This window comes from Mesorhizobium wenxiniae, assembly GCF_002284535.1.
Taxonomy (GTDB): Bacteria; Pseudomonadota; Alphaproteobacteria; order Rhizobiales; family Rhizobiaceae; genus Mesorhizobium; species Mesorhizobium wenxiniae.
In genome coordinates this window covers 80,725-103,804 of the sequence record NZ_NPKH01000023.1, presented here as the reverse complement: position 1 = coordinate 103,804, position 23,080 = coordinate 80,725, and the positions used below count along the sequence as shown (strand labels likewise).

General features: G+C 60.7%; 37 protein-coding genes, 1 tRNA gene and 1 pseudogene. 17 read left to right on the top strand and 22 right to left on the bottom strand.

Annotated features, from left to right (window positions below; genetic code table 11):
• The first annotated feature begins 11 nt into the window (after window positions 1–11).
• Together CIT31_RS16965 and CIT31_RS16960 are read left to right on the top strand one after the other, a co-directional pair.
• Window positions 12–711 (top strand): annotated as a pseudogene (locus CIT31_RS16965) (DUF2270 domain-containing protein).
• Between the two features lie 357 nt (window positions 712–1,068).
• Window positions 1,069–1,338: a DUF680 domain-containing protein gene (locus CIT31_RS16960; RefSeq protein WP_095519575.1), complete on the top strand. Its 270-nt coding sequence runs from the start codon at window positions 1,069–1,071 to the stop codon at window positions 1,336–1,338.
• Window positions 1,339–1,537: 199 nt separating this feature from the next.
• Here CIT31_RS16960 and CIT31_RS16955 read toward each other — a convergent pair whose 3' ends face one another.
• From CIT31_RS16955 to purM, 3 genes are read right to left on the bottom strand one after another with little or no spacing between them, the layout of a single operon-like run.
• Window positions 1,538–2,062, bottom strand: coding sequence for a SixA phosphatase family protein (locus CIT31_RS16955; protein WP_095519574.1), 525 nt, complete (start codon window positions 2,060–2,062; stop codon window positions 1,538–1,540).
• Between the two features lie 16 nt (window positions 2,063–2,078).
• Entirely contained in the window at window positions 2,079–2,789 is a 711-nt protein-coding gene (gene purN / locus CIT31_RS16950) for a phosphoribosylglycinamide formyltransferase (protein ID WP_095519573.1), read from the bottom strand.
• A complete protein-coding gene (purM, locus tag CIT31_RS16945) occupies window positions 2,786–3,850 on the bottom strand; it encodes a phosphoribosylformylglycinamidine cyclo-ligase (RefSeq protein WP_245316345.1) in 1,065 nt (354 codons plus the stop codon). Before purM ends, purN begins: the two co-directional genes overlap by 4 nt.
• 618 nt (window positions 3,851–4,468) lie before the next feature.
• On the opposite strand from purM, the gene CIT31_RS16940 reads away from it, so the two are divergent.
• From CIT31_RS16940 to CIT31_RS16920, 5 genes are all read left to right on the top strand, one after another.
• On the top strand, window positions 4,469–5,026 hold the full coding sequence (locus CIT31_RS16940; protein ID WP_095519904.1) for a CDP-alcohol phosphatidyltransferase family protein: 558 nt from the start codon (window positions 4,469–4,471) through the stop codon (window positions 5,024–5,026).
• Window positions 4,998–6,188 (top strand): AI-2E family transporter, encoded by a 1,191-nt coding sequence (locus tag CIT31_RS16935; RefSeq protein WP_095519572.1) that lies wholly within the window; start codon window positions 4,998–5,000, stop codon window positions 6,186–6,188. The genes CIT31_RS16940 and CIT31_RS16935 overlap by 29 nt, the downstream gene beginning before the upstream one ends.
• Window positions 6,189–6,193: 5 nt before the next feature.
• Window positions 6,194–6,901 carry a DnaA regulatory inactivator HdaA gene (gene hdaA, locus CIT31_RS16930; protein ID WP_095519571.1) on the top strand — a complete coding sequence of 236 codons (708 nt, stop codon included), beginning with the start codon at window positions 6,194–6,196 and terminating at the stop codon, window positions 6,899–6,901.
• A 318-nt stretch (window positions 6,902–7,219) separates the two neighbouring features.
• On the top strand, window positions 7,220–7,477 hold the full coding sequence (locus CIT31_RS16925) for a type II toxin-antitoxin system Phd/YefM family antitoxin (RefSeq protein ID WP_029354283.1): 258 nt from the start codon (window positions 7,220–7,222) through the stop codon (window positions 7,475–7,477).
• Entirely contained in the window at window positions 7,474–7,857 is a 384-nt protein-coding gene (locus CIT31_RS16920; protein ID WP_095519570.1) for a type II toxin-antitoxin system VapC family toxin, read from the top strand. Before CIT31_RS16925 ends, CIT31_RS16920 begins: the two co-directional genes overlap by 4 nt.
• A 123-nt stretch (window positions 7,858–7,980) precedes the next feature.
• On the opposite strand, the gene CIT31_RS16915 is transcribed toward CIT31_RS16920, so the two are convergent.
• Window positions 7,981–8,952 carry a GlxA family transcriptional regulator gene (locus CIT31_RS16915; RefSeq protein WP_095519569.1) on the bottom strand — a complete coding sequence of 324 codons (972 nt, stop codon included), beginning with the start codon at window positions 8,950–8,952 and terminating at the stop codon, window positions 7,981–7,983.
• Between the two features lie 129 nt (window positions 8,953–9,081).
• Here CIT31_RS16915 and CIT31_RS16910 point away from each other — a divergent pair, with 129 nt between their 5' ends.
• On the top strand, window positions 9,082–9,906 hold the full coding sequence (locus tag CIT31_RS16910; protein ID WP_095519568.1) for an alpha/beta fold hydrolase: 825 nt from the start codon (window positions 9,082–9,084) through the stop codon (window positions 9,904–9,906).
• 226 nt (window positions 9,907–10,132) lie between these two features.
• On the opposite strand, the gene CIT31_RS16905 is transcribed toward CIT31_RS16910, so the two are convergent.
• The 17 genes from CIT31_RS16905 to CIT31_RS16820 all read right to left on the bottom strand — a co-directional run bounded on the left by CIT31_RS16905 (window position 10,133) and on the right by CIT31_RS16820 (window position 18,357).
• A tRNA-Ser gene (locus tag CIT31_RS16905) sits at window positions 10,133–10,206 on the bottom strand.
• Window positions 10,207–10,214: 8 nt separating this feature from the next.
• Complete coding sequence (locus tag CIT31_RS16900) at window positions 10,215–10,760, bottom strand: hypothetical protein (RefSeq protein ID WP_095519567.1); 546 nt, start codon at window positions 10,758–10,760, stop codon at window positions 10,215–10,217.
• On the bottom strand, window positions 10,761–11,807 hold the full coding sequence (locus CIT31_RS16895; protein ID WP_095519566.1) for a site-specific integrase: 1,047 nt from the start codon (window positions 11,805–11,807) through the stop codon (window positions 10,761–10,763).
• A gap of 181 nt (window positions 11,808–11,988) precedes the next feature.
• Complete coding sequence (locus CIT31_RS35190; RefSeq protein WP_245316343.1) at window positions 11,989–12,768, bottom strand: hypothetical protein; 780 nt, start codon at window positions 12,766–12,768, stop codon at window positions 11,989–11,991.
• Complete coding sequence (locus CIT31_RS16885) at window positions 12,765–13,088, bottom strand: HNH endonuclease (RefSeq protein WP_095519565.1); 324 nt, start codon at window positions 13,086–13,088, stop codon at window positions 12,765–12,767. The genes CIT31_RS35190 and CIT31_RS16885 overlap by 4 nt, the downstream gene beginning before the upstream one ends.
• A 175-nt stretch (window positions 13,089–13,263) precedes the next feature.
• Entirely contained in the window at window positions 13,264–13,656 is a 393-nt protein-coding gene (locus tag CIT31_RS16875) for a recombination protein NinB (protein ID WP_095519563.1), read from the bottom strand.
• The gene (locus CIT31_RS16870) at window positions 13,656–13,952 is read right to left on the bottom strand and encodes a hypothetical protein (protein WP_095519562.1); all 297 of its coding nucleotides are present in this window, start codon (window positions 13,950–13,952) and stop codon (window positions 13,656–13,658) included. The genes CIT31_RS16875 and CIT31_RS16870 overlap by 1 nt, the downstream gene beginning before the upstream one ends.
• Window positions 13,952–14,659, bottom strand: a complete 708-nt coding sequence (locus CIT31_RS16865) for a Rad52/Rad22 family DNA repair protein (RefSeq protein WP_095519561.1) — start codon at window positions 14,657–14,659, stop codon at window positions 13,952–13,954. The genes CIT31_RS16870 and CIT31_RS16865 overlap by 1 nt, the downstream gene beginning before the upstream one ends.
• Window positions 14,656–14,820, bottom strand: coding sequence for a hypothetical protein (locus CIT31_RS34275; RefSeq protein WP_165778480.1), 165 nt, complete (start codon window positions 14,818–14,820; stop codon window positions 14,656–14,658). Before CIT31_RS34275 ends, CIT31_RS16865 begins: the two co-directional genes overlap by 4 nt.
• On the bottom strand, window positions 14,817–15,011 hold the full coding sequence (locus CIT31_RS16860) for a hypothetical protein (RefSeq protein ID WP_095519560.1): 195 nt from the start codon (window positions 15,009–15,011) through the stop codon (window positions 14,817–14,819). The genes CIT31_RS34275 and CIT31_RS16860 overlap by 4 nt, the downstream gene beginning before the upstream one ends.
• Window positions 15,008–15,190: a hypothetical protein gene (locus CIT31_RS16855; RefSeq protein ID WP_095519559.1), complete on the bottom strand. Its 183-nt coding sequence runs from the start codon at window positions 15,188–15,190 to the stop codon at window positions 15,008–15,010. The genes CIT31_RS16860 and CIT31_RS16855 overlap by 4 nt, the downstream gene beginning before the upstream one ends.
• A gap of 100 nt (window positions 15,191–15,290) precedes the next feature.
• Complete coding sequence (locus tag CIT31_RS16850) at window positions 15,291–15,482, bottom strand: hypothetical protein (RefSeq protein WP_095519558.1); 192 nt, start codon at window positions 15,480–15,482, stop codon at window positions 15,291–15,293.
• Window positions 15,482–15,751: a flagellar biosynthetic protein FliO gene (locus tag CIT31_RS16845; protein ID WP_095519557.1), complete on the bottom strand. Its 270-nt coding sequence runs from the start codon at window positions 15,749–15,751 to the stop codon at window positions 15,482–15,484. Before CIT31_RS16845 ends, CIT31_RS16850 begins: the two co-directional genes overlap by 1 nt.
• A 285-nt stretch (window positions 15,752–16,036) precedes the next feature.
• Window positions 16,037–16,675 carry a hypothetical protein gene (locus tag CIT31_RS16835; protein ID WP_095519555.1) on the bottom strand — a complete coding sequence of 213 codons (639 nt, stop codon included), beginning with the start codon at window positions 16,673–16,675 and terminating at the stop codon, window positions 16,037–16,039.
• On the bottom strand, window positions 16,672–17,769 hold the full coding sequence (locus CIT31_RS16830; protein ID WP_133116178.1) for a hypothetical protein: 1,098 nt from the start codon (window positions 17,767–17,769) through the stop codon (window positions 16,672–16,674). The genes CIT31_RS16835 and CIT31_RS16830 overlap by 4 nt, the downstream gene beginning before the upstream one ends.
• A 27-nt stretch (window positions 17,770–17,796) precedes the next feature.
• Entirely contained in the window at window positions 17,797–18,084 is a 288-nt protein-coding gene (locus CIT31_RS16825; protein WP_133116177.1) for a hypothetical protein, read from the bottom strand.
• 39 nt (window positions 18,085–18,123) lie between these two features.
• Window positions 18,124–18,357, bottom strand: coding sequence for a hypothetical protein (locus CIT31_RS16820; protein WP_095519552.1), 234 nt, complete (start codon window positions 18,355–18,357; stop codon window positions 18,124–18,126).
• A 106-nt stretch (window positions 18,358–18,463) separates the two neighbouring features.
• On the opposite strand from CIT31_RS16820, the gene CIT31_RS16815 reads away from it, so the two are divergent.
• Window positions 18,464–18,784 (top strand): helix-turn-helix domain-containing protein, encoded by a 321-nt coding sequence (locus CIT31_RS16815; protein WP_095519551.1) that lies wholly within the window; start codon window positions 18,464–18,466, stop codon window positions 18,782–18,784.
• Window positions 18,785–18,917: 133 nt separating this feature from the next.
• Here CIT31_RS16815 and CIT31_RS16810 read toward each other — a convergent pair whose 3' ends face one another.
• Entirely contained in the window at window positions 18,918–19,259 is a 342-nt protein-coding gene (locus CIT31_RS16810) for a helix-turn-helix domain-containing protein (RefSeq protein WP_165778479.1), read from the bottom strand.
• Between the two features lie 92 nt (window positions 19,260–19,351).
• On the opposite strand from CIT31_RS16810, the gene CIT31_RS16805 reads away from it, so the two are divergent.
• The 8 genes from CIT31_RS16805 (at window position 19,352) to CIT31_RS16770 (ending at window position 23,077) form a co-directional block, all read left to right on the top strand.
• The gene (locus tag CIT31_RS16805; RefSeq protein ID WP_095519549.1) at window positions 19,352–19,570 is read left to right on the top strand and encodes a helix-turn-helix domain-containing protein; all 219 of its coding nucleotides are present in this window, start codon (window positions 19,352–19,354) and stop codon (window positions 19,568–19,570) included.
• The gene (locus CIT31_RS33860; RefSeq protein WP_133116176.1) at window positions 19,570–20,247 is read left to right on the top strand and encodes a hypothetical protein; all 678 of its coding nucleotides are present in this window, start codon (window positions 19,570–19,572) and stop codon (window positions 20,245–20,247) included. The genes CIT31_RS16805 and CIT31_RS33860 overlap by 1 nt, the downstream gene beginning before the upstream one ends.
• Window positions 20,244–20,633 (top strand): hypothetical protein, encoded by a 390-nt coding sequence (locus CIT31_RS33855; RefSeq protein ID WP_133116175.1) that lies wholly within the window; start codon window positions 20,244–20,246, stop codon window positions 20,631–20,633. Before CIT31_RS33860 ends, CIT31_RS33855 begins: the two co-directional genes overlap by 4 nt.
• Window positions 20,634–21,203: 570 nt before the next feature.
• Window positions 21,204–21,608 (top strand): hypothetical protein, encoded by a 405-nt coding sequence (locus CIT31_RS16790; protein ID WP_095519546.1) that lies wholly within the window; start codon window positions 21,204–21,206, stop codon window positions 21,606–21,608.
• On the top strand, window positions 21,605–21,823 hold the full coding sequence (locus CIT31_RS16785; RefSeq protein WP_095519545.1) for a hypothetical protein: 219 nt from the start codon (window positions 21,605–21,607) through the stop codon (window positions 21,821–21,823). The genes CIT31_RS16790 and CIT31_RS16785 overlap by 4 nt, the downstream gene beginning before the upstream one ends.
• Window positions 21,820–22,179 carry a RusA family crossover junction endodeoxyribonuclease gene (locus tag CIT31_RS16780; protein WP_095519544.1) on the top strand — a complete coding sequence of 120 codons (360 nt, stop codon included), beginning with the start codon at window positions 21,820–21,822 and terminating at the stop codon, window positions 22,177–22,179. The genes CIT31_RS16785 and CIT31_RS16780 overlap by 4 nt, the downstream gene beginning before the upstream one ends.
• Entirely contained in the window at window positions 22,179–22,694 is a 516-nt protein-coding gene (locus CIT31_RS16775) for a hypothetical protein (protein WP_095519543.1), read from the top strand. Before CIT31_RS16780 ends, CIT31_RS16775 begins: the two co-directional genes overlap by 1 nt.
• Window positions 22,691–23,077 carry a hypothetical protein gene (locus CIT31_RS16770; protein WP_095519542.1) on the top strand — a complete coding sequence of 129 codons (387 nt, stop codon included), beginning with the start codon at window positions 22,691–22,693 and terminating at the stop codon, window positions 23,075–23,077. Before CIT31_RS16775 ends, CIT31_RS16770 begins: the two co-directional genes overlap by 4 nt.
• Window positions 23,078–23,080: the final 3 nt, after the last annotated feature.

The window sequence follows — 23,080 nt, the reverse complement described above, 5'->3', positions numbered from 1 at the left end:
GAGGTATGGTGATGGCAGAAGCGTTGGCGGCGCCGGACCCCATCGGAAGGACACTTTCGTCCGGTGAACTCGTAACCACGATGTCGCACTTTCATCGCGCCGAGATTCTGCGCATGACGGGGTGGCGCGACCGCCTGGACCGGACGAGCAATTGGGCGATAACGGTTGTCGCGGCGATGTTGTCCGTCTCGCTTTCGACGGCCAGCGCGCATCACGGCGTGCTGCTTTTTGCCAAGCTGCTTGTCTTTGTTGCTGCTGTGGATAGAAGCGCGGCGGTATCGCTTCTTCGGGGTTTACCGGGCCCGCGTGCGCCAGTTCGAACGGCACTATTTCGAGCAGATATTCTCGCCGCAGCCGGACTTCGCGTCCGATTGGCTGTTGGTCGTGGGCGAAAGCCTGCGCACTCCAAAATTCCTCATTTCGCAACGAGCGGCGTTGGCGCGCCGTCAGCGTCGAAACTACATCCACATGCTGCTGATCCTGCTGATGGCCTGGATCCTGAAACTGTCGACTCCCGGTCTTCTAACCGAAGGTGTCCGCATCGGCTTCGTCGGTTCGGTGCGCGAGGCCGTCACCAGCGCCGCCCTGGGGCCTATTCCTGGCGTGGTCATCGCCGTGCTGGTCGCCGCACTCTATGCCTGCCTGCTGGTCATCGCGTTCCTGGCTGCTCGCGACGATGGCGAACTCTCCTTTGGTGACGTGCACGTCTAGAGCAGCAACGCAAAGCCGGTAGATCTGCGAATTACATTTGTGCCTCAGCAGAAATCGAACCGATCGGTTCGTTTCTGTTGACGCGTCGTGCAGGACGGTGTGAACGCCGGCTCAGCAAAAACCGTGCACCCGCGGCAGGACAATTCGCCTAACACATCATGTCAAAGATTGTGGCGAAGGAAGCCTTTTGGCGGATTTCAAGCACCCGATTCACGGCATGGCCGGAACATCTTTGTGATTGGAAACCGCCCCAATGCGAGCCCACCTCGGGGTAGTCCGAGCGACGCGAAATCCTCCCAACGCACGCCACGAGACGGACACCAACACTGAAAAATCTGAAATACTGGAGTACCTGAAATGACCAAGATTGCTCTCACCGCTGCCGCCATCCTCATTGCCACAGGCAGCGCCTTTGCCGGCAGCGACCACTATAGTTCGGACGGCGTCAACCAGCCGGCAGCGCCCGCTGGCAATGCGCCTGTTGGAAATGTCGACGACACGTTCACGGGTTCGATCGGCAAGCTGCTCCCGACCGAGCACAACGCTGTCAACACCAATGCGACGCCCGAGTCCGGCACGGCCCAGTCCGTCGTGCCTCAATCAGGCCGGGGCAACTGGGGCCGCTAAGCCCTCAAGCTCCGGAACGCAAGGTGCGGCGGGCCTTGGCCCGCCGTTTTGCTTCTGCCTATCAAGAAGTCTCAGCCTAAGCACCCGCCCCGTTTTTTGCACGCGCATAGGACGCTGCAGCACTTAATTTTGCGCATGATCCTTTCCGAACCGAAGGACAGCGCAGCAAAAAATCAATTTCGATTTTCGGGCCCATGCGCTAGCGCAGATCCTTCGGCCAAACGCAGTGCGTCAGCCGGGCATCGCCGAGGGCCAGCCGTGCCCAGTCACCATCGAAAACGAAGCGGGCCAGGGCTGCGGTCGGGAATTTTTCTTCAAGCTTTTTGAGTGCCGCGGCATCCGATCCGGCGCCGGCCAGCCGGCGTGCGAATTCCTCCAGGCCGGGATTATGACCGAGCACCAAGAGGCTGCTCGTTGCCGCATTTGCCTGCCGCACCTTGGCGAGAACGTCTGCCGCGCTGGCCTCGTAGAGCGCCTGAACAAATTTGGCCGGCGTTTTTGCCGGCAGTTCCGCCGAGACCAGCCGCCATGTGTCGCGGCTGCGCAGCGCCGGCGACACCAGCGCCAGGTCCGGCAGCCAGCCCTGCCTGGCCAGTTCGCGCCCGGCCCGCGGGGCGGCCTTCACCCCGCGCCCGGAAAGCGGCCGGTCGAAGTCGATAAGGTCAGGATCGTCCCAGCTCGATTTGGCATGACGCAGAAGAAGGAGTTGCTTCGTTGTCGCCATGCCAGCCTTCTCCTGCTCAGGGCGTGATGCGCGCCAGATGCTCGAGGTCGGTCTCGTCGCGCAGCGGATCGGGTGCCATGACCACGGAGGAGCTGTTGTCGGCATCGTCGGCGAAGTGGGCAAGCACGGTACGGCCGCCCTCCATCCGCGCCTTGCCTTCGGCGACCAGCCCGAGCGCCAGCGGATAAAGCCGGTGCTCGGCCTTCAGCACGCGCGCGGCGAGCATGTCCTCATTGTCGCCGACCATCACCGGCACGGCGGCCTGGGCGATGATCGGGCCGTCATCCATGTCCAGGGTGACGAAATGCACCGTGCACCCATGGATGCGGATGCCCGCGCGGATGGCTCGCGCATGCGTATCCAGCCCCTTGAAGGCCGGCAACAGGGCAGGGTGGATGTTGATCATCCGTCCCAGCCACTTCTCGACGAAGCGCGCGCCGAGGATGCGCATGTAACCGGCCAGCGCCACGATCTCGGCGCCGAACGAGACAAGTGCGGCGTCGATCGCCCCGTCATGCGCTTCCTTGCTGGTATAGTCGGCTCGCGAAATCACCTTGGTGGCGATGCCGCGCGCCGCGGCGATACCGAGACCGGCGGCATTGGCCCGGTCGGAAATGACGCCGACGATCTCGGCCGGATAGTCCAGGTTGCTGGCCGCGGCGATCAGCGCCGTCATGTTGGAGCCGCGTCCCGAAATCAGCACCACGGTGCGTTTGCGCGCGCTCATAGGCCGATCGAGCCCCGATAGATCACGCCGGCGTCGCGGCGCGGCACGATGCGGCCGATCGGCGTCACGCTCTCACCGGCCTCCTGCAGGACGGCCGCGACCTGTGCCGCCTGGCCGGAGGCGACGGCGAGGATCATGCCGACACCGCAGTTGAAAGTGCGCATCATCTCTGCGGGCGCCACGCCGCCGGTCTTCGCCAGCCACGAGAATACCGCCGGCACCTCGATGGCATCGAGATCGAGCTCAGCGGAAAAATCTTTCGGCAGGACGCGCGGGATGTTTTCAGGAAAGCCGCCGCCGGTGATGTGGGCCAGCGCCTTGATGCCATGCGTGTTACGGATCGCCTTGAGGATCGACTTGACGTAGATGCGGGTCGGCTCGAGCAGCGCCTCGGCCAGCGTGGCTTCATCGTTGAAGGGCGCTGGATCGGTCCACGCAAGGCCGCTGGTGGCGACGATGCGGCGGACCAGCGAAAAGCCATTTGAATGCACGCCCGACGAGGCCAGCCCCAACAGCACGTCGCCCTCGACGATGTCGTCGGTCGGCAGCAACTGGCCGCGTTCGGCCGCGCCCACGGCAAAGCCGGCAAGGTCGTAGTCGTTGCCGTGATACATGCCGGGCATTTCCGCCGTCTCGCCGCCGATCAGCGCGCATCCGGCCTGCCGGCAGCCCTCGGCGATGCCGCCGACGATCGAAGCACCCTGGTCTGGATCGAGCTTGCCGGTGGCGAAATAGTCGAGGAAGAACAATGGCTCGGCGCCCTGCACGACGATATCGTTGACGCACATCGCGACGAGGTCGATGCCGATCGTGTCGTGCTTGCCCGCATCGATGGCGATCTTCAGCTTGGTGCCGACGCCGTCATTGGCGGCGACCAGCACCGGGTCGGTGAAGCCGGCGGCCTTGAGGTCGAACAGGCCGCCAAAGCCGCCGATCTCGCCATCGGCGCCCGGCCGGCGCGTCGCGCGCACCAGCGGCTTGATCTTCTCGATCATGAGATTGCCGGCATCGATGTCGACACCCGCCTCGGCATAGGTGAGCCCGTTCTTGCGCTTGCTCATTTTCCGGCGCCTGCTCATCGCTGTTTCGTTTGCTTGAGGGCTCTTCGCATGAACGGTTTTGCCCCGCAAGGCAAGCGGGCGATGGCGGTGTTCAATTAGACCGGCCGAACCGGGCTCCATACGCTCCAGCAGTAGAAAGAAATGCCCGCCAGCGCAGCGGCGAGGGCACCGACGGTCGCTAAAGACCTGACCTCGCCGCTCGGGAGGACTCCGTAGGAGAAACCGGCGGCGATCAAACTTGCCGCCACACTCCAGACATCTGGGTTTACGTCGACTGACCGCCCTAAAGCGAACGCCACGGCGGCAGCCACTACCAGAGAGGCCAAGACACGAGAAGGCCGACGACCAGTTGAAGAACGAAACTGGTCAAATGATCATGCATGGCCGAGTCGCGGTGTGGAGTCGTTAAAAGATGCGAAAGCCAGGAGGCTTTCTGTCACTCCGGCCAAAAAGCAAAGTGTGACACGCAGGGCCATTGTAATTCTCTGTGCCATCGACATTCGCTAGCTTCTTTTTCGGTTTGGAGTGGAGCAGGTGAGCGAGGAGAGAGCGTCGCCACTTGCCGTAGCCTCTCATCTCCCTCATGTATCATCAAAACAGAAGCGACGGGATATGCGTTTGACCATCCCCAACATGATCACGATCATGCGTTTCGTGCTGGTGCCGGGCGTGGTGCTGGCCATGCTGCAGGCGCGCTGGGACTGGGCTTTCGCCGGCTTCCTGATCGCCGGCATTTCCGACGGCGTCGACGGCTTCATCGCCCGCCACTTCAATCAGTTTTCGCAGCTTGGCGCCTATCTCGATCCGATGGCCGACAAATTGCTGCTGGTCTCGGTGTTCGTGGTGCTGGGCTTCATTGGTGAATTGCCGCTGTGGCTGGTCATCACCATGGTGTCGCGCGATGCGCTGATCGTCTGCGCCGTCGTTTTGTCCACCGTCATGGCCCACCCGGTCGAGATGAAGCCGCTCTTCGTGTCGAAAGCCAACACCGCCATCCAGATCGGGCTGGCGGCGGTGGTGCTGGGCGAGCTGGCCCTCGCCATCGATCTCGACCCGCTCAGGCCGATGCTCATATTGCTGTCCGGGGTCTTGACCGTGGCTTCGGCCGCGGCCTATCTCGTGGCTTGGCTGAGGCATATGAGCGGCTATGGCGAAGGCTCCACACCGGGCACCTGACCAGGACATCGACGCGGCTGCCGAGGCTGCGGCTGCCGCGTCTGGCGTGTTTCGCCGCCAAATCCGCTTCTGGCTGATCAGCGCCGTCATCCTCGCGATCTTCCTCTATGTCTTCAGCGGCATCCTGCTGCCGTTCGTCGCCGGCATGGTGCTCGCCTACTTCCTCGACCCGGTCGCAGACCGGCTGCAGCGGCTCGGTCTGTCCAGGCTGATGGCGACGATTGTCATCCTGTTTGCCTTCATCGTCGTTCTGGTACTGGCCTTCGTCATCCTGATTCCGGTGCTGGCTTCGCAGATGGCCGATTTCGCCAGCAAGCTGCCGGAATACCTGACCCGCCTGCAGACCCTGATCACCAGCTTCGATCCGAGATGGCTGGAAGAGAATTTCGGCGTCGACGCCAATGGCCTGCGCGAAGGGTTGAATTCGCTGCTGACCTCCGGCTTCGGTCTTTTGACCACGGTGTTCACCTCGATCTGGAGCTCCGGCGTGGCGCTGGTATCGGTGGTCAGCCTGTTCGTCGTCACGCCCGTCGTCGCCTTCTACATGCTGCTCGACTGGGACCGCATGGTGGCGATTGTCGACAGCTGGGTGCCGCGCGACTATGTCCAGACCGTCAGGGCAATCGCCAACGACATCAACACCGCCACCGCCGGCTTTGTGCGCGGCCAGGGCACGCTGTGCCTGGTATTGGGCGCCATGTACGCCACCGGGTTGACCTTGACCGGCCTGAATTTCGGCATCCTCATCGGCCTGTTCGCGGGGCTGATCTCTTTTATTCCCTATGTCGGCTCGCTGACCGGGTTGGTGCTGGCCGTCGGCGTCGCCTTCGTCCAGTTCTGGCCGGACTGGACCATGGTCGCGGCGGTGGCCGGCGTGTTCTTCGTCGGCCAGTTTATCGAAGGCAACATCCTGCAGCCGAGGCTGGTCGGCAAAAGCGTCGGCCTGCATCCGGTGTGGCTGATGTTTTCGCTGTTTGCCTTCGGCGCGCTGTTCGGCTTCGTCGGCTTGCTGATCGCCGTGCCGGCCTCGGCCGCCGTTGCTGTTCTGGTGCGCTTTGCCATTTCCCGCTATCTCGATTCGCCGCTCTACAAGGGCCACAATACCGAACCTGTCCCGCCGCTGCCGGCGCGTCGCCGCGGGAGCGGTGGGCCGCGCAGTTGAGCCAGATGCCCGACCACAACAAGATCGACCCGCCGCGCCAGTTGCCGCTCGATCTCGGCCACGGCACCGGTTATTCGCGCGATGAACTCGTCGTCTCCGGCACCAACAGCCAGGCGGTGGCGCTGGTCGACCGCTGGCCGGACTGGCCGTCGCCGGTGGTCGTGCTCGCCGGTCCGGCGGGCTCCGGAAAAACCCACCTGGCGTCGATCTGGCGCGCCCGCGCCGACGCAGTGGGGGTCTACGCCGGGCGCATCGGCGACTGCATGGCGAGCCTCGGCGCGCGGCCGGCCCTGATCGACGATGTCGATGCCGGTCCGGTCGATGAAGACGGGCTGTTCCATCTGATCAACGCGGTGCGCGGGGCCGGCTCGACCTTGCTCTTGACCGCGCGGCGCTTTCCGTCCGCCTGGGGCGTCAGACTTCCGGACCTCGCTTCGCGGCTGAAGGCGGCGGCGACGGTCGAGATCCACGAGCCCGACGATCACTTGCTGGCCGGCGTCATCACCAAACTATTCGCCGACCGCCAGGTTGAGGTCGAGCCACATGTCGTGCAATATCTGGTGCGCCGAATCGAACGCTCGCTGGCAACCGCGATGCGGGTGGTCGAGCGGCTGGATCGCACGGCACTGGAGCGCAAGACGCCGATCACTAGGGCGCTGGCCGCCGAAACCGTCAGCGCCATGGATGAGGGGCAGGGCGAGTTCGAGATCTGATACGACAGGCTCAGGCGGTGTCCCATTTCGGGAAATCAGTGCTGGCATCCATTTTGCAAGGTCAGCCTTGCCGGCTAACCCCGGTCCTGATGCGTATCAAATCAGGTTGTAGGCTCGCCGGGAGATGAGGCGGTTGGGGTTCTCTTCCCGGCGAGCTTGCCTTCAAAGAGGGGTCGCCAGTCGCGCGTATACGGCACTGGCAACCGCGCCCACGGATAATCGCAATCCCGCTCCGCCTTTGGCTGTTGTAATGGACCGTTGAATGGTCTATTTTTCATTGCAAATATGGACCAGAGGATGGTCCATAGAGGAGGCGCGATGCAGGTATCCGTTACAGACGCCAAGGGACAGCTGACCGAATTGGTGCGTCGTGCCGAGGCAGGTGACGAGATCATTCTGACCCGCCACGGTCATGCGGCCGTGCGCCTGGTTCCGGTCAAGGCAGTGCCGGACAGGAAAAGCCGTCGGGCATTGCTGGAGGCGATGCGCGCATCCGGCGCCGCCAGGGCGAAGGTCGGGCCATCTGCCGCGCGAAGCCAGGATTTTCTCTACGGCGATGATGGCCTGCCTGAATGATCGTGGTCGATACCTCGGCGCTGATGGCGATCGTTCTTGACGAGCCGGAGGCTGATGTCTGCATCGCGGCGCTCGAGGCCGAAGACGTCATTCTGATTTCCGCCGGCACCGTGGCCGAAGCGCTGATCGTCGCGGCCCGGCGCAATGTCGGCGAAGAGCTGTCCGGCCTGATCGACGGGCTTGGTTTCGAAATTGCGGCAGTGACGCCCGCCTCTGCGCGTCGCATCGCCGAGGCCTACGCAAAATGGGGTAAGGACATTCACCCGGCCGCGCTCAATTTCGGTGACTGCTTCGCCTATGAGGTGGCCAAGGAACATGCCTGCCGCCTGCTTTATGTCGGCGACGATTTTTCAAGGACCGATATCGAAAGCGCTCTCTAAGGGAAGCAAGCCGACGATAAGCGCGATCCTGTTTGCCGCCCATTCGCGTCGTCCGGCCGTCCCAGTCGAGACTCGTCACACCGCAACCGCCACCGCTCAGCTTTCGCCGGGCAGGGCCGCTCGTTACACGCCAAAACGCCTGCGGTAATCGCCCGGCACCAGGCCGGTTATCCTGGCGAACACTTTGCGGAAGGAGCCGGGATCGTCATAGCCGACATCCCAGGCGATCTGGTCGATGGATCGGGTCGTCGTTTCCAGCATGTCACGCGCCTTGCCGACGCGCAGGTGCTGGCAATACTCGGTCGGCTTGAGGCCGGTGGCGTTGCGAAAGCGGCGCAAAAAAGTCCGCTCCTCCAAGGCCGCATGCTCCGCCATGCTGGCAAGCGTCACATCGCGCGCGCCTCTCGCCTGGAGCCAGTGCTGCACCTTGAGGATGGCCTCGTCGCCATGGTTCAGCCTGGGAGCAAACGGGCTGTAGAAGCGTTGCTCGCGTCCCGGCGGGTCCACCAGCATGAAACGGGCCGTCTCTATCATGACGGTCGGCCCAAGCACCCGGTCGACGAGTTTCAGGCCGAGATCGGTCCAGGCCATATAGCCGCCGGCGGTGATGATGTCGCCATCGTCGATGACCAGCTTGTCGGCATCGAGTAGGATGTCGGGAAAGCGTATCGCCAGCGCGTCGCGATAGGCCCAATGCGTGGTCGCAACACGACCCGACAGCAGGCCGGTCTCGGCCAGCACAAAGGCGCCGGCGCAGACCGAGCCGAGCGTCGCGCCGGCCGCATGGCGGGCCCTGAGCCAGTCGGCATAGGGCGCGGCCGCCTCGCGCGGAATCGGATCACCCAGCGTCGGAGGCAAGATGACCATGGCAGGTCCATAGCCAGGGCGGGGCTCGCTGTCGAAGGTGGGGATGACCGTTTGACTCGCCTCTTGCCACTGCCAATGTGTGACGCGAAGCCTCAGCGCATCCGGCGACCGTTCGGAAGCCAGCCGGTTGGCCAGCTGAAACAGATCGGTGAGGCCCAGTACTGCCGCTTCCTGAACGCCGGGATACACCAGAAGCCCGATTTCGACCGGATCACGCGCCGCCCCCATCTGTCAGTTTTGCCTTGTTCAATGTCTGTTTTGCCAATCCTCACCATGACTCCGTTGCGATAGCTTTGTCCACAGAAGGAACCAACCTTCCCCCAACCAATTCAGCCACCTGCATCAAGGAGTAAGAGGATGAGCACATTCACCACCAAGGACGGCACCGAGATTTTCTACAAGGATTGGGGCACAGGCCAGCCAATCGTGTTCCATCACGGCTGGCCGCTCAGCGCCGATGACTGGGACAACCAGATGCTGTTCTTCCTCGACAAGGGCTATCGTGTGATCGCGCATGACCGTCGTGGGCACGGCCGCTCGACACAGACGGCGACCGGCAACGAGATGGAGACCTATGCCGCCGATGTCGCGGCTCTGGTCGCTCACCTTGATCTCAAGAACGCCGTCCATATCGGCCACTCGACCGGCGGCGGCGAGGTGGCGCGTTACGTTGCCCGCTACGGTGGCGAAGGACGCGTCGCCAAGGCGGTGCTGATCGGCGCGGTGCCGCCGATCATGCTCAAGACCGACAGCAACCCCGGCGGCCTGCCGATCGAGGTCTTCGACGGCTTCCGTGCCGCTTTGGTCGCCAACCGCGCCCAGTTCTACAGGGATGTGCCGGGCCCGTTCTACGGCTTCAATCGCGAGGGCGCCAAGGTCTCGCAAGGGGCTGTCGATAATTGGTGGCGCCAGGGCATGATGGGCGGAGCCAAGGCCCATTACGACTGCATCGAGGCTTTTTCCGAGACCGACTTTACGGAGGACCTGAGGAAGATCGACGTGCCTGTCCTGATCATGCACGGCGATGACGATCAGATCGTGCCGATTGCCGACTCCGCTCTGCTTGCAGCCGAGCTGGTCAAACACGGCACGCTCAAGGTCTACAAGGGCCTTCCGCACGGCATGTGCACCACCCACCCGGAGATCATCAATCCGGATCTCCTGGCGTTCATCCAAATCTGACGCTTCGCAGCTTCAGGCGGGCACGCGCGGAAATACGGGCTGCCCGTCGGTCGCTGGGTGCTTCGTCGGCCGCAGATGCTGTCCGGCGCAGGTGCGCCGGCAGCACGGCTGCTGTTCGTCGCGGTGAATGAANCTGCCCGTCGGTCGCTGGGTGCTTCGTCGGCCGCAGATGCTGTCCGGCGCAGGTGCGCCGGCAGCACGGCTGCTGTTCGTCGCGGTGAATGAATGGTCGGAGTGGAGAGATTCGAACTCCCGACCCTCTGGTCCCAAACCAGTATATCGGCCGGTTTGTTCATTCCCAAGACGCCTTATGTCCGCTGTTCGTTCACGTTGGTTTCGGTTGCTGTCGGTCGTTCCTGTGCGGTTTCTGTGCGCGATGGCGCCAAATCATTTTGGTGTGCCAGCAAGGCGATCGCGGCGGAGTCAATCCGCTGCATTATTTCATTCGGCAGTAGCTCTTTGGCACACCGATAAAAGGCGTCCGTATAGGACATTTTGCTGTACGGGCCATGATCCGAATGGAGTTTGTGGTTCGCCTCCTTTAGCTCTTTAAGCCGCCGGTCTATGTACGCGATCCTGTCTATCCGGCGGATGCGTTCTGCTTCGAATTTCATCAGGACGCTAGAAGATGTCCTAGACCGAGATTTCGATCCAAGCCGATGATAGCGTTCGGTTTCCTGCTTTATGCGAGAAAAGAACGCCTCGTGTTCACGCTTTTCAGCGATCAAAGCTCCCTTTTCATGGGAAAGGTCGTCAGCGCGCTTTTCGAAATCGGCGTGAGTATAGTTCGCCCTGTCGTTCAACACCCTGTTTCGGTCGCGGCTAACCGCGTTGTCAGAGGCGCCCTTAAACATTCATGCTCTCCTTGCCGCTATCGCCGTCGATGCGGCCTTCTGGAAATTCGGGTGGTGGTGGCCATATACCCGCTCCAGCACTTCCACCGTCATGCCCAAGAACCCGGCAGCTTGCCACGGTTCGACACCTGATTGCATGAGCCAAGTCGCAGCGGTGTGACGCAATGAATGCGGGATTACATCATTGGAAAGCTTAGCATTTTGCCGGGCATTTCGGAAGGCTTTCTTAACCGAAAGCACCGAAGAGCCGTTCCAATTGATGACGTGGCGGATGTTCTTGTCCAGCCGCTTCCACCGCCTCATATGTGCTAGTAGCCGTTCTGGAATCGCTGCCGGCGGCTGGCGCTTATTCGACTGGCGCTGGCCGCTCCCGCTGCGGTGCATGATGCCCTGTTCCAGATCCAGCCATCCGGTCTTGACCGAAGGTAGCCAGGACAGGCCAAGGATGGCGCCGGAGCGCGTTCCTGTGTAAAGGCCAATGAGGATGAAGCGCGCAACGTGCGGCGTCCTGCGGGCCTGCCAGAGCAGCGCTGCGGCCTCATCGCGTGTCAGCCATCTTTCACGCGCACGGTGCTTCTCCGGCATCGTGAAAGCCGGGACGGGATCAAGCCCATATTCCTTATGGAAGTAGTTGACCGCAGCTCGCAGCGTCTCCAGTTCATGGCGAGCCATCGACGGCGTGGTTCTCGAATCTGCGAAGTCTCTGCATGTCTTCCCCTTGATACTCGCCACCATCCGGTGCGCCCAGAACGGTGCCAGCCCTTCGATGTGGTCGGCTATAAGCTTCGGCCGGCCAACCGATGGCGCATGTTCCATCACGTAGACGCGGAGGACTTCCGCGATGGAAATGGAATCGGACTTCCCGCCTTTTGATGGCTTTGAGGCGTGCTTTTGTGCAAGGTACTCAGCGAGCCGGATTTCAGCGCCTTGACGCTCGCCTTCAGTGCAGCCAGTTCGCTTGTCTTTTCCTCCGTCCCGGATGATCCAGACGCTTTGTTTTCCGTCTCGCCTGAGGTACAATCTTGGTGGTTCGGCATGACGCGGCATTTTTCCCTCATTTCGCGGATTGCGGCCGGGGTCGTGTAAAGGTTTTTCCCGATGCGTGCGACCGTCAGGTTTCCACGCCTGATTTCCGCGCGCAAGGCGCTTACTGACACGATCCCCCGCAGAACCAGCTTGCTGGCTTCATTCAAGGTGATCGGATCATCGTCCACCAGGTCGGCCCTTGTCATTTCCCGCGCCCCTCTGCTTGGAGGGCGAGAGCGGAGCGGATGCGGGCTTCGAAGTCGGCTTGCGCGGCGGCTTTGGCGGCCTTTTCCGAGCAGAAGTCGTTCGGCTCGTGGTCGAAAGGATTGGTGAAAAAGTAGAAGCGCGTCTCGTCCCGATAGCCGATATGCACATGATAGAGTCCTGCAGCGCCAAGGGCGCACCAACCGCCGTGGATCGCATCTTCCCACTCCAGCGCCTTCACCGCTACCGGCGCTATCGGTGCCTGGACAGGGGCGGCCACGGGGAGTGCCGATCCGACAGGCTTGGCGGCTTGCTTGGCCCGGATCTTCTCGACCTTGGTCCAGATGCGCGCCAGTTCGGTTTCGCCGGCCTCGTGCATGTTGAGGCCGAAGGCGAGGCAATACGCAGCCAGCGTGACCTGCACGCCGCCGACTTCCTGAGACGGCTCGCCGGCCGGTCTGGACCACACATAGTCGCGGAGCGCCACAACGCGAGCCGGATCGTACCCGCCTGATTGCAGAAGCTCCAGAACCTCCTCTAGCAGCCGATCACCGCGCTCCACCTTGTCGCCAGATATCTCGGCGCCAAAGCAGGCCATCATCCACGGCTGCACACGATCTTGGAACGCTACCGGCGCTACCGCTTGTCCGGTGAGAGAGGCGAGGGTGGCTGCGGCTTGCGCGATATCTGCCCCAGTTTCAGCTGCCATGCCTACATCTGTGCGGTAGTGGTCCCGCAGCCGCTCGATCAGTTCGTCTAGCTCGGTAGCGGCGGTCATGGGCGTGTCATCCTCGAATTGCTGAATGGGCGGGATTGCAGCTTGGCGCGGGACTTAGGCCACGAACCGTCATGCTTCGCCGCGATGCGATAGACCTTGGCTATGTCGGTCATGTCCTGGTCTGTTTTGGTCCGGTGGCACTTCACATGAGCCGGCCGCAGATTGTCGTCGCTGTCGTCATGCGTCAGAGCCCACGGAATGACGTGCTCGATCTCCCAGGCTTCAGCCACACCGATCTTGCCGGCGCACAGATGGCAAACGCCAAGGGCAGCATTGAAGATGCGGGCGCGGTCTTTGCGGTTGAAGGACTTGCGGGCCACTACCGATCATCCTCGGCCAACTCGCGCTCAAGCTCAGCCGCCAGCTCATGTTCCTCCCTGGCTCGCCTCTCCATCTCTAGGAGATATGCGCGGCCTAGTTCGGCGTGGACCGATACGAAGGCTTGCGGGCGCTCTGGACGCCTTACCGGGTGTGCCCTGCGCCATGTCATGCGGGTCATGCTGCCTCTCCATAAGCCGGGTCTGTCCAGTGAACGCCGTGGCGCGTGCCGTACTCGGTCACGAACTCCATCAGGTCGGACATTTGTCCCTTAGTGAGCCGAGACGACCGGAACCCGACAGGGAATGGCTTTCCGTCCAGGCCAAGCTCGAACTGCACTGCATGGCCGCATGCGTGCATGAAGAGGTTCTTCCAAACCTCCGGCGTGTGCATGCGACCTTCCGGCTTTGCTCGGCTCACGTCGGACAACATCGCCCAGAGCCGCGAGTTCTGGTCAACGGTGCGCGATGCTTCCTTGATCGTCACTACCGCGTCGGCTGGCGCGCGATCGATCAGCGCCTTGGCAAAGTCGCGCTGCGATTGGCCGCGAAGGATGCAGGTCTGCGCCATCACCGCCACTCCGGAGCGAACGGGATTTCGTCGTCCAGATTCCCGCCACGCATGTTGTCTACGTCATCGGCCTGCTTGCCCTGGTAGCCGCGCCTGATCTCACTGGCGCGCTCTTCCTTGGGCTTGGCGGCGAGGGAGAAAAACAACCCCTTGGGGCCGGTCTTTTCCCAGCAGTTCAGCCAGTACTCGACGCCGTTGATGATGATGTATCCAGCCCAATCAGGGTGGGTGTCCTTCTCCTTCCGCTCGTTGCGAAAGAGAGTTCCGGACATGTCTTTCTTCTGATATTCGGCCATTACATGCCTCCTACGGCTTCGAGATATTTGTTCTTGACGGGGGGTGTTGCAGTGGCTTCGGCCTCTGCGGCCAAAACATCTTTCTTGCGCTCAGCGCAGGCTTCCGCAGCCTGCTCAAGCCAAGAGCCTGACCAGGTTTTGCGAAGTTCCTTGTAAAGGCCCTCGATGGCCACGACCGATTTGCAAGCCCACAGATCGTTCTGGAACGCAGCCCACTCGTCGCCCTTCGCGAGCTGGCTGCTGGACTTGCCGCCAAGCAGCTTGTGCAAGCGCGTGAATTCGTGCTTGGCGATGCCCTTGACGTAGACCTTGCCATCGTTGCCGGTCTGTGTGTCCAGCGTGACCCATGGGCTTTCCAGGTCGTACAGATACTGTCCGATGCCCCAAAGGACGGCAGCCCGCTTGAAGGCATCGGAGAGAGCGCCTTTCTCGCTCTCAATGTCGGTGTCGCCGGCGCCGTTCGACTTCCACACCCATTCGTCGTTGAGCTTTATGCCGATCCGGCATACAGTTTTCGCCGCAGCGTGGGGGTAGTCGCACTGCCAGTTTTCAGGACCGCAGACATCATCAAGGCGCTGCATCACGTCGCGCGCATCGATGTACGCAAGGGCCATTCCCTTGGATTTGTCCTTGGTGGTAGAGCCGACCCGCCAGCTAATGCGGTCTGGCTCGAAAGGCTCTTTGAGCTTGGGAAGGTGGATGGTCATTCGTCCTCTCCGTAGTTGTCGAGAAGGTCTTGCTTGGCTTCCGCTTCGGTGCGGCCGTAGCCATAATTCCCGCGCTCCTCTTCGCCGTCGAAGTAGGCGCACCAGTCGAAATCCCGGATTGGAATCGGCGGGTAAATGTGCGACGTGACGATCTGCTTCATTGCTGCTGCTCCTCCAGCGCCGTGACAATCGTTAGGGCGAGTTTCCCGTGGACCCTGACGCAGTGCGTGCAATTCTTGCGGGCGTCGCCAAGTTGATCCATGCAGAGCACAGCGCATGTGCCTTCGCCGGTTTCAAACCTTCCACTCTTGCAGATGGCCTTGGCGACCACCGCTACTTTTTGATCGCTCATTGCCGTTTCCTTTCGGCTTCAGAATTGATGATCTCTGCAATTTCGTTGCGCGCGTTCTCGAAGCCGATAAGCCGGCACAGATCGCGGAAGGATGAGCGGATGCTGTATTCGAGGAATCCGGCTCCGTAGCCATCGGCCGGCGTGTCGTTCTGCTGCTCTTCGATTTGTCGCGCGCTCATGGCAAAAGCCTTTCTGCCAGCCCAGCCGCATAGATGGCCGAGCAAAGGAATAGCGCTGTGAGGCGAGGGTGGTCTGCGAGCCAGTTGCAAACGGCGTCCATCACGCGGTTTCCTTCTGTTCAGTTTCCATCCGATCGAGCAGCGTCAACGCGCTCTCGGCATGGGCTTTGGCGATGATCAGGCTGCTTTCGGTGGGGATGAGCCTGCAGAATGCGTCGTCCTGCCAGTGCGATATCCAGCCTTGCAGGCTGGTGATGTGCTCGCGGATGAGTTTGGCGTCGTGCGAGGTCATCAGTCTGACTCCTCGTCCGGATCGATTTCCTCAAGCTCAAGATCATCCGGGGTCACGCCCATCAGAAGCTGCCGATAGGTCATGTCGAGAACGCGGAAATACTGCTCGCCCACGGCAACGACCCGCTTGGGTCCGAACGGAACGCCGTAGATCGTCGTCAGCACGCGCATGTCCAGGTGGGGCCTCTGCCGGCCAACGCTGGCCAGAGTTGAGGCCATGCTGGCTGCAGTGCGGTTGAAAGCATCGATGGATCGGCGATGCGCGGTCATGATTGATACTGCCGAACATCTTCAGCCATCGACAGCCTCCTGTTTTTCAAAGCAGGGGCAGTTCGGGCATTCCTTCTTGTGATCTATCATCAGTCCGCCGCCGATTGAGCGGTCAACCCATGCTGGCTTCAAAAGCCAGAGCTTTGCCGCTGGCCATGTGCAAAGGAAAACGCCTACCGGACGGCCGTTGCGGTACGCTTCATCCGAAATTGCGAGGTGCTTGCATTTGTTGCTCACTCTGTCATCCCTTTCGATGCAAGGGAACCGCCGTCGTCTCGTTCGCGGTCATCCGTCTTCTCCAGTGTTCTTCTGAATAAGGGCGGCTTTTGCGTAGGTGAGACAGCACTCCCAGTCTGCGCTCTGGAAAAGGTTGTCTTCGTTGGTATCAGCCGCGTGTTTGGCCCAATCGACAGGCCTGCCGCACATCGCCTCGAAGATGCGTTGCGCCGCCTCCACCATATCGGGCACTGCCTGGGCGGCAGCCGCGGCAAGAATTGCGGCCGGAACGTCTTGATCAAATCTGCCAGTCAGTATCTGGCCGACATCGCGCAAGTCGCACTCGCCGCTTTTCATGCGCTTTCGGATCAGTGCTATCGTCTCTGTCATATCTCCCGGCATTGGGGCAGGAAGGGGGGCGAGAGCTCGGGACGTGGCGAGATAGGCACGGATCGCCGCGCTGACCTCGTTCGCGTAGTCCTCCGGAAGGCCGGCTTGGTCACCAAGCACCGCTAGCATTACCTCGCAGGCGGTATAGAGCGCAGTCGGATCTAGCGGCTCTTCCGAGCCAATAGCCTTCTGGCCGATTATCCTCGCGTGATAAGCGCCGATCGCGGCTTGAATGCTGTACCCACGGTTTGCAGGGTTACAGAAGGCAGCGTGTGCAGCTTCGAGTGCCTGCAGGGGTTTTATACCGTCATCAATCACGATACGGCCTCCGCTTTGGCGATGGCAGCATCGGCGGTTTCGGCGATGAAGCTGAGCGAATTCGCAAGCGACAGATGCCCTACCGATTGGTAGAGATCACTGTCTGCGGCTGCCCGATGCCTTATGGCTTTGAACGCCGCCAGCATGTCATCTCTCCGGCTCCGCAACTCGTTGACTTGATCGTTGAAATCGTTGCAGCGCTTGGCGAGGCTGTCGATCTGTTTACGGTCTTCCATTTCTCTGACCTTCTCCTCGGGTGTTTTGGCAGACTCCTTTCGGTAAACAGTGCCTTCGATGTAAAGGAAGTCTGGCTTGGGCAGCGGCGGGTCACACGGTGACCTGACCACGTAGTTCTGCGGGAAGACGCCGGTAGCGGTGACCACGACGTCATTCGCCCACCGCGCTTGCTCCCGGGCGATTTCGGCTTTCGCGCGGGCCAAATCGCCTATTCGGTGCAAAACATCGAATGCCAGCGACTCTCCGAACTGCCATTTTTCGCGGTGGCACATGGCCGCAATTTCCAACATGCTCTCCGGCTTTGTCATCGGGGCGTTCCTCATCTGGCGTTCAGTGGCTGTAAGGGCATCGGCAGTCGGCAGGGCTGCGGTCGATATTGGATGGTCGTGTTCGGTTGTTTGGGGCTTGGCGTATTTGTACCGGTGCTGACATGGATGCTTGTGCCACCGCCCGAATGACATGTGCTCTACGCCGAGTTCGTCGCATCCCCACCAGAGCCATTCCACAGGCTTGCTTTCTGGCGATGGGCGGGGCGGAGGCTCTGCCACTGTTTTGTCGAGTGCGGGCTTCTCGGTTTCGAGACGCTCGGCAACTCGACGCCAACGGTCTCTGTCCATTGCTATTTTGTCATCGCTGGACGGAGGCGGTTGCAACTCAGCATGCCGGATTAATTCCCCAGCAGCCTCAATGGCCGCATCTACAAATTCATCGATCCGCTGCTTGTCGGAAAGAGCTTCAGCTCCTGGGCTGGCAAGCGCCAAAAGACGCCGAGCCATCCTAGGCGCTTCCGCATGGCTGCCTTGTAGCCATTCCATCGTTTTGTCGTGCAGTGCCATGATGTCTGTTGCGCTTGCCATCGGGGCGTTCCTCATCTGGTGTGCGGCTTAGTGCTTGTCGTCGCCATCAGTCCAAGTGTTGAATTCGTCGTCGCGCGCCGCTTCGTTGTCGGCAGCGATCTCGTTCAGGGTGTCGTCGGGGATCGGCGAGGAAGTGGCTGTGGAAATGAGGTAGAGCGGTTCAGCCCATGCTTTCGTGCAGCCCTTGCGGTACGTGAGTAGGTTATTCACCAGATGGTCCGCGTCGGCTTTGGTGCGGGCGAAGTGAACCGGCAAGTCAGGCTCAGCCAAAACACGCCAAGCCACTGGCGTATGTTTCGTCTCGCTGGCGTTCATCGTCATTCTCCGTGTAGGTGCGGATGTTCCAAAGGGGAATCAGGCCGATAAGGCGGCGATGGCATCGCGTCCTGCCTTGGTCGCGACAACCAGCATTGTGCCGGAGCAGCGAACGGTCGCTACGAAACCCAAGTCCTCCAAGCGCTCGACCGCTGCCCTATGGGTGGGGAAGCGCATTCCGTCGCCGCGCTCGCGATCAACGATCTGGCGCAATATGATGTCGTCGGCGCCGGTCAGGCCAAAGTCCTGGCGGGTCTTCGTTGCGGTTGTCATCGGGGTGTTCCTCATCTGGTGTTGAGGAGATATATAGCACCGCTATCATTTAGCGTCAATAAAAAAATATAGCCACGCTACAATTTATGCGCTAAGCAATAGCAGCATGACTGCATCGGCATTTTTGAAAAAGCGTGATTCCTGGCTGCGGGCCGTGGTCGAGGACCATGACCTTTCGCACTCCACCGTGCGCGTCGCGGTGCATATCGCCATGAGGATGAACGGCAATCGCCAGAGCGGCGCTTGGCCGTCAACTGCGACCATTGCCAAGTCGTCTGGCGTCGGTGTCCGGTCAGTGATCCGCGCGATCGATGAGCTTTCCGGCCTCAACCGGGAGACAGGCGAGTGGACGGGAACCCGCTACCTGACAGCCGAGCGAAAGCGCAACACAGGCAACCGCTACTGGCTCAACTTTTTTTGGGAATAAGTGCCACGTTGGCAGTTATATAAGTGCCACGTTGGCATATGAATAAGAACGGAAAGCTGAATAACGGAAAGCTTCTTTCTTAAGGGATTCTGCTCTGGAGAAAGAGGAGCTAACCAAGACAGGGTAGCGAAGCCTAATTGTCGGTGCCGGTTTTCTTCTGAAAAGTTCGGGCAATTTCCACGACCTGATTGCGGGTCGGCAGATCCAGATTTTCCCAAATCGACCAAAGCACGCCCTCGTGGGTCGGATCGACGTTGAGGATATCCCCTGGCTTGCAGCCGAACTCCTCAGCAAGCGCTTCCAACATGGGCTGGGTGTAGTTCACCCGCCCGAGTTCGAGCTGGGAGATGGCGCCTGGCGTGACGCCGATCCGCTCCGCTAGCTGCTCCTGCGTCAGCTTCTTGAATTTGCGCCACTGCTTGACGAAGTGCCGTCGCCGGACTGGTTTGGGTGCTGCACGAGCCATTTTAGCCATGGGCATAGTTTGCCACTCGGCCTTTCTGCTCTCCATACAGCAGCACTAAAAAAGTGGTTGACGAGGTGACTGTAGTGTGGCTATAGTTCGGCATGGCTAACAAACTTGCACAGTGGCTCAACGCCGATCCGAAACCGATGGCGAAGATCGATTTCGCCGAGAAGATTGGCGTTTCGCCTGGGTACGTTTCCCAGCTCTGTGCCGATAACCCTCCATGGCCGGGGCGCATCATCGCCAAGAAGATTGGCGAGGTCACTGAAGGCGCGGTTACGCCGAACGACCTCGCCGGATATGTGGAGGATGCCGCCTAATGTCTCAGCTTCAACCTCTCCCCTCCACAGCAAGCCACGCCCATGGCCTTCATGGTCATCTGGATGGCTTCCATGACAGCGCCAGCCGGCATGATGAGCCTTGCCACAATGACCAGATCGACGGTCCCGGCATAGTCGTGGAAGGACCGTTGCTTGGCATAGAGGGTGAAGCGAAAGTTGCCGTCGCCCAAGTCTTCGGCCTCTGCAAGGCCGGTGCAGAAAATATCCGGCACAATGGCCGGTTCGATCAAAAGCTGGTGCAAGGGTGCCCTCCGGAATGGTCAGTTGTCTACGACCAAAGTAGTAGAGATCACCAACCGTTTCACGGCGCAACATTTCAATCGGTTCGCGCAATTCGCTTTGCACAGTCCGTTACCAAACATGGTTCTCAACAAGTAAATGCTTGTGTAGCAAATCCTGAAATCTCAATGCCCGCCGCTGAGCGCCTTTCGCAAATCGCGGACCAGAGCGCGACATACGCTATCCGGCAGGACCAGACGCGCAACGATCCGGTGTTCCTCGGCATGGGTGACCCATCCAATCAAGCGAACATCGCCGTCGATCCGCTCGATGTCGATGCCCTCAACGAACGCGTCGGAAATGACGATCGGCTCGGTCAAAGGCGGGTCTTTGTCATCGTCGGGCGTCATTCCAATCTCCAAGGTGCCGCATCATGACCGCGCCAGCCTCAACCGATTTCTATTCCCCGTGGAGCGTCCTGCACCACGACCCACATCCCCATCTGTCATCGTTTGACCCCTCAGCGATGACAGATAAGCCCGAGGCGAAAATTCTCCCCTTCGTCTCGGGCGCCCATTCCAGTTCGGAGGCCCGTCCTGTGGGCTGCGATCTTTCGCTGGCAGCGCGCGAAACCGAAGAAAGCGCTGCACCTAATTCCCATGCAAAGCCAATGGCCGAGCAGGACAGTACGGTTGGCCTCGCACCGTCGGAACAAGTCGAGGCACATCCCCATTCGGCGCTTAACTCCTCCCGAGTTGCCGAACAGGCTGGCGAGGCGTCCCCCTCCGTCTCGCCAGCCACCCAATCCCAGGTGCAGACATGAGCATCTTCTGGCTCGCCGTCACTGTCTGGCTTCTCGGCTCCCTGCCGTTTTCCATAATCGCAGGCCGGTGCCTGAAACGCCTCAATGACATCGAAAGCCGTGAAATCTTGCGCGAGCGAGGGCTTCTGTGACCACCGCAACAATTTCATTTCTTAGCCGTGCGTGCGTTCCGGGCAATTCCCTCAGCCTCGACCGTGAACCCTTCGCCGTTCGGACCTGCGCACGGTTGCGCTGGCGGGCGCATGGCGAAATCATTCCGGGTCTCAACAGGACCAGAACCCCGCCAGCCAATCAATCCGCTGCCTTTCTCCCCTCCGGCCGCGGCAACTGGCGGGCGACAATTGAGCGAACCCAACACCCCATCGCTCTTGTCGCCCGCCGCATTCTCCAGCACGGTAGGCGCTGGATCTCGAATTTGTTCGGGACTCTGAGCGCCCGAAGCTCTTCGTCTTTCCGCACGCTCCACCAAGACCCTGAGAAGTCGCTGTGCGTCGCGGGTGTCCTGCTCTGTAAAAACTACCTTTCTTTGCCCGTTGCTCATGCTGTGAAACGTAGCAGTGGAGTTGGGCCATGTCGGACAAAAGAGTTTCCAAAAACGGAAAGAAAGCTTCCGAGGACAGCATGAGTATGAGTGCATTGAATGAGGCGGCGGGCTGGGCAGAAGAGCTCATGGACGCCGAATGGAAAGGGCGGAAGGACAAGGAAAACCTTGTTCGCTACCGTCTCTCTCGCAAGGTTGGGGTCAGTGAAAGCTACCTCTTCCGACTCCAGTACAAGCTGAGAGAAATGAACGACGTGCGCGGATCGGTCTACCGTGCACTGATGCTTGCCCGGCATGCTTACGGGTTGGTCTCCCAGGCCGGTGAGAACGCCTACCAAGAAGAAAAGGCACTTGCGGATGCACGCAATTCGAAAATGGCTGGCCTGGCTGCTGTTGTGGCTGGACCGCAAATTAGGAAGGAAATGAACCAATGAACGCTCACACCAAGCCTATCACCATCGCCACGACCGATGGTTTATTCACGCTCAACCAAGCGACAGGCCATTATGAGCCAGAAGAGCCCAAACTAGAGCTACCTCATCCGCTCGTTTTCTTTGTGCTCTGGCCTCTATTGGCTGGGATGTGCTGGGCGGCTTTCATCGGGCTCGGATACGGCGCTTATCGCGCTTTCGAAGCTCTCGCAGCATGATCCGCTACGAGCTGCCCTATCCGCCAAGCTTGAACAACCTGTTCCGCAACATAGCCGGCGGCAGGGCCAAGAGCGAGGGCTACAAGCGCTGGCTAAGCCTCGCGCAGGGCCACATCCTAGAACAGGGCAGGAAGCGCCTCCACGGCTTCGTGAGCGTCTCTGTAGCCCTGGTAAAGCCCGACAAGCGCAAGCGTGATCTCGACAACGCCGGCACGAAGGCAATCCTGGATCTGCTCGTCTCGATGCAGGTCATAGACGATGACAGCCTCGTGCAGCGCATTTCCATTCAATGGGTAGAATCCGGGCCCGCTTGTTCCGTGATCATCCAGCATGCAGAGGAGGCTTTGGCGGCCTGATGGGGAAGCGTTCGGACTTCACGCGCCGCCCCATGGACGCCTATGCAACGCCATTCTCTGCGGTGTTACCACTCATCCCTCATCTGCGTGGCGTAGAGACGTTTGCAGAGCCGTGCTGCGGTGAACTCGATCTAGTCAACCACCTTCAGGGCTTAGGCCTCTCCTGCGTCTATTACAGCGATGTCCAGCGGGGAAACGATGCGCTCGATATCGTCTCGCTCGACTGTGATGCGATCATAACAAATCCGCCTTGGACGCGCGAGATCCTTCACCCAATGATCCGGCATTTCCAACGGCTGGCGCCGACATGGCTGCTCTTCGATGCCGATTGGGCTCACACGCGGCAAGCGGCTCCGTTTCTGGAGCAATGCAGTCACATCGTCGCGGTTGGTCGCGTCAAGTGGATCGCCGACTCGAAGCACTCAGGCAAGGACAGCGCGGCTTGGTATCGGTTTCACGCTCAACATCATGACGGCCCGCGCTTCGTTGGGCCAATGGTCAAGGAGGCAGCATGAAGCGCGCACGACCCACCACAAAGGCAGACGAGACGCCAGAATTCCGCGCCTTCTGGGCCATTTGGATGCCCCACATGCACAAGAACGATGGGCGCGGTGCAGCTCGGGACGAGTTCTTCCGCCACGTCGAGGAGCGCGGAGCAGATCCGCAGGACATCGTTGATGGTGCCGCATGGTTCATCCGATCGGGAGGGCAGGGTGAATACAAATGCCACGCCCAGACCTGGCTAAATCGCTGCGCCTACGAGGACAGCTGCGAGAAAGAGCGGCAGTACCAGGCGAAGCTTGCGAGCCAGGCAACCAACGTCGTCCAGATCAAGGCTGCTCCGCTCCCCGACAACCATTTCTCCCGGAAGTGGGAAAAGATCAAATCGCAAGCGTAGGAG

Bases quoted from the DNA above. Each gene is read 5' to 3' on its own strand.
- CIT31_RS16960 (WP_095519575.1), top strand. From the start codon at position 1,069: ATGACCAAGATTGCTCTCACCGCTGCCGCCATCCTCATTGCCACAGGC.
- CIT31_RS16955 (WP_095519574.1), bottom strand. From the start codon at position 2,062: ATGGCGACAACGAAGCAACTCCTTCTTCTGCGTCATGCCAAATCGAGC.
- purN (WP_095519573.1), bottom strand. From the start codon at position 2,789: ATGAGCGCGCGCAAACGCACCGTGGTGCTGATTTCGGGACGCGGCTCC.
- purM (WP_245316345.1), bottom strand. From the start codon at position 3,850: ATGAGCAAGCGCAAGAACGGGCTCACCTATGCCGAGGCGGGTGTCGAC.
- CIT31_RS16935 (WP_095519572.1), top strand. From the start codon at position 4,998: ATGGCGAAGGCTCCACACCGGGCACCTGACCAGGACATCGACGCGGCT.
- hdaA (WP_095519571.1), top strand. From the start codon at position 6,194: ATGCCCGACCACAACAAGATCGACCCGCCGCGCCAGTTGCCGCTCGAT.
- CIT31_RS16925 (WP_029354283.1), top strand. From the start codon at position 7,220: ATGCAGGTATCCGTTACAGACGCCAAGGGACAGCTGACCGAATTGGTG.
- CIT31_RS16920 (WP_095519570.1), top strand. From the start codon at position 7,474: ATGATCGTGGTCGATACCTCGGCGCTGATGGCGATCGTTCTTGACGAG.
- CIT31_RS16915 (WP_095519569.1), bottom strand. From the start codon at position 8,952: ATGGGGGCGGCGCGTGATCCGGTCGAAATCGGGCTTCTGGTGTATCCC.
- CIT31_RS16910 (WP_095519568.1), top strand. From the start codon at position 9,082: ATGAGCACATTCACCACCAAGGACGGCACCGAGATTTTCTACAAGGAT.
- CIT31_RS16900 (WP_095519567.1), bottom strand. From the start codon at position 10,760: ATGTTTAAGGGCGCCTCTGACAACGCGGTTAGCCGCGACCGAAACAGG.
- CIT31_RS16895 (WP_095519566.1), bottom strand. From the start codon at position 11,807: ATGCCGCGTCATGCCGAACCACCAAGATTGTACCTCAGGCGAGACGGA.
- CIT31_RS35190 (WP_245316343.1), bottom strand. From the start codon at position 12,768: ATGACCGCCGCTACCGAGCTAGACGAACTGATCGAGCGGCTGCGGGAC.
- CIT31_RS16875 (WP_095519563.1), bottom strand. From the start codon at position 13,656: ATGGCGCAGACCTGCATCCTTCGCGGCCAATCGCAGCGCGACTTTGCC.
- CIT31_RS16870 (WP_095519562.1), bottom strand. From the start codon at position 13,952: ATGGCCGAATATCAGAAGAAAGACATGTCCGGAACTCTCTTTCGCAAC.
- CIT31_RS16865 (WP_095519561.1), bottom strand. From the start codon at position 14,659: ATGACCATCCACCTTCCCAAGCTCAAAGAGCCTTTCGAGCCAGACCGC.
- CIT31_RS34275 (WP_165778480.1), bottom strand. From the start codon at position 14,820: ATGAAGCAGATCGTCACGTCGCACATTTACCCGCCGATTCCAATCCGG.
- CIT31_RS16860 (WP_095519560.1), bottom strand. From the start codon at position 15,011: ATGAGCGATCAAAAAGTAGCGGTGGTCGCCAAGGCCATCTGCAAGAGT.
- CIT31_RS16855 (WP_095519559.1), bottom strand. From the start codon at position 15,190: ATGAGCGCGCGACAAATCGAAGAGCAGCAGAACGACACGCCGGCCGAT.
- CIT31_RS16850 (WP_095519558.1), bottom strand. From the start codon at position 15,482: ATGACCTCGCACGACGCCAAACTCATCCGCGAGCACATCACCAGCCTG.
- CIT31_RS16845 (WP_095519557.1), bottom strand. From the start codon at position 15,751: ATGACCGCGCATCGCCGATCCATCGATGCTTTCAACCGCACTGCAGCC.
- CIT31_RS16830 (WP_133116178.1), bottom strand. From the start codon at position 17,769: ATGGCAAGCGCAACAGACATCATGGCACTGCACGACAAAACGATGGAA.
- CIT31_RS16825 (WP_133116177.1), bottom strand. From the start codon at position 18,084: ATGAACGCCAGCGAGACGAAACATACGCCAGTGGCTTGGCGTGTTTTG.
- CIT31_RS16820 (WP_095519552.1), bottom strand. From the start codon at position 18,357: ATGACAACCGCAACGAAGACCCGCCAGGACTTTGGCCTGACCGGCGCC.
- CIT31_RS16815 (WP_095519551.1), top strand. From the start codon at position 18,464: ATGACTGCATCGGCATTTTTGAAAAAGCGTGATTCCTGGCTGCGGGCC.
- CIT31_RS16810 (WP_165778479.1), bottom strand. From the start codon at position 19,259: ATGGCTAAAATGGCTCGTGCAGCACCCAAACCAGTCCGGCGACGGCAC.
- CIT31_RS16805 (WP_095519549.1), top strand. From the start codon at position 19,352: ATGGCTAACAAACTTGCACAGTGGCTCAACGCCGATCCGAAACCGATG.
- CIT31_RS33860 (WP_133116176.1), top strand. From the start codon at position 19,570: ATGTCTCAGCTTCAACCTCTCCCCTCCACAGCAAGCCACGCCCATGGC.
- CIT31_RS33855 (WP_133116175.1), top strand. From the start codon at position 20,244: ATGACCGCGCCAGCCTCAACCGATTTCTATTCCCCGTGGAGCGTCCTG.
- CIT31_RS16790 (WP_095519546.1), top strand. From the start codon at position 21,204: ATGTCGGACAAAAGAGTTTCCAAAAACGGAAAGAAAGCTTCCGAGGAC.
- CIT31_RS16785 (WP_095519545.1), top strand. From the start codon at position 21,605: ATGAACGCTCACACCAAGCCTATCACCATCGCCACGACCGATGGTTTA.
- CIT31_RS16780 (WP_095519544.1), top strand. From the start codon at position 21,820: ATGATCCGCTACGAGCTGCCCTATCCGCCAAGCTTGAACAACCTGTTC.
- CIT31_RS16775 (WP_095519543.1), top strand. From the start codon at position 22,179: ATGGGGAAGCGTTCGGACTTCACGCGCCGCCCCATGGACGCCTATGCA.
- CIT31_RS16770 (WP_095519542.1), top strand. From the start codon at position 22,691: ATGAAGCGCGCACGACCCACCACAAAGGCAGACGAGACGCCAGAATTC.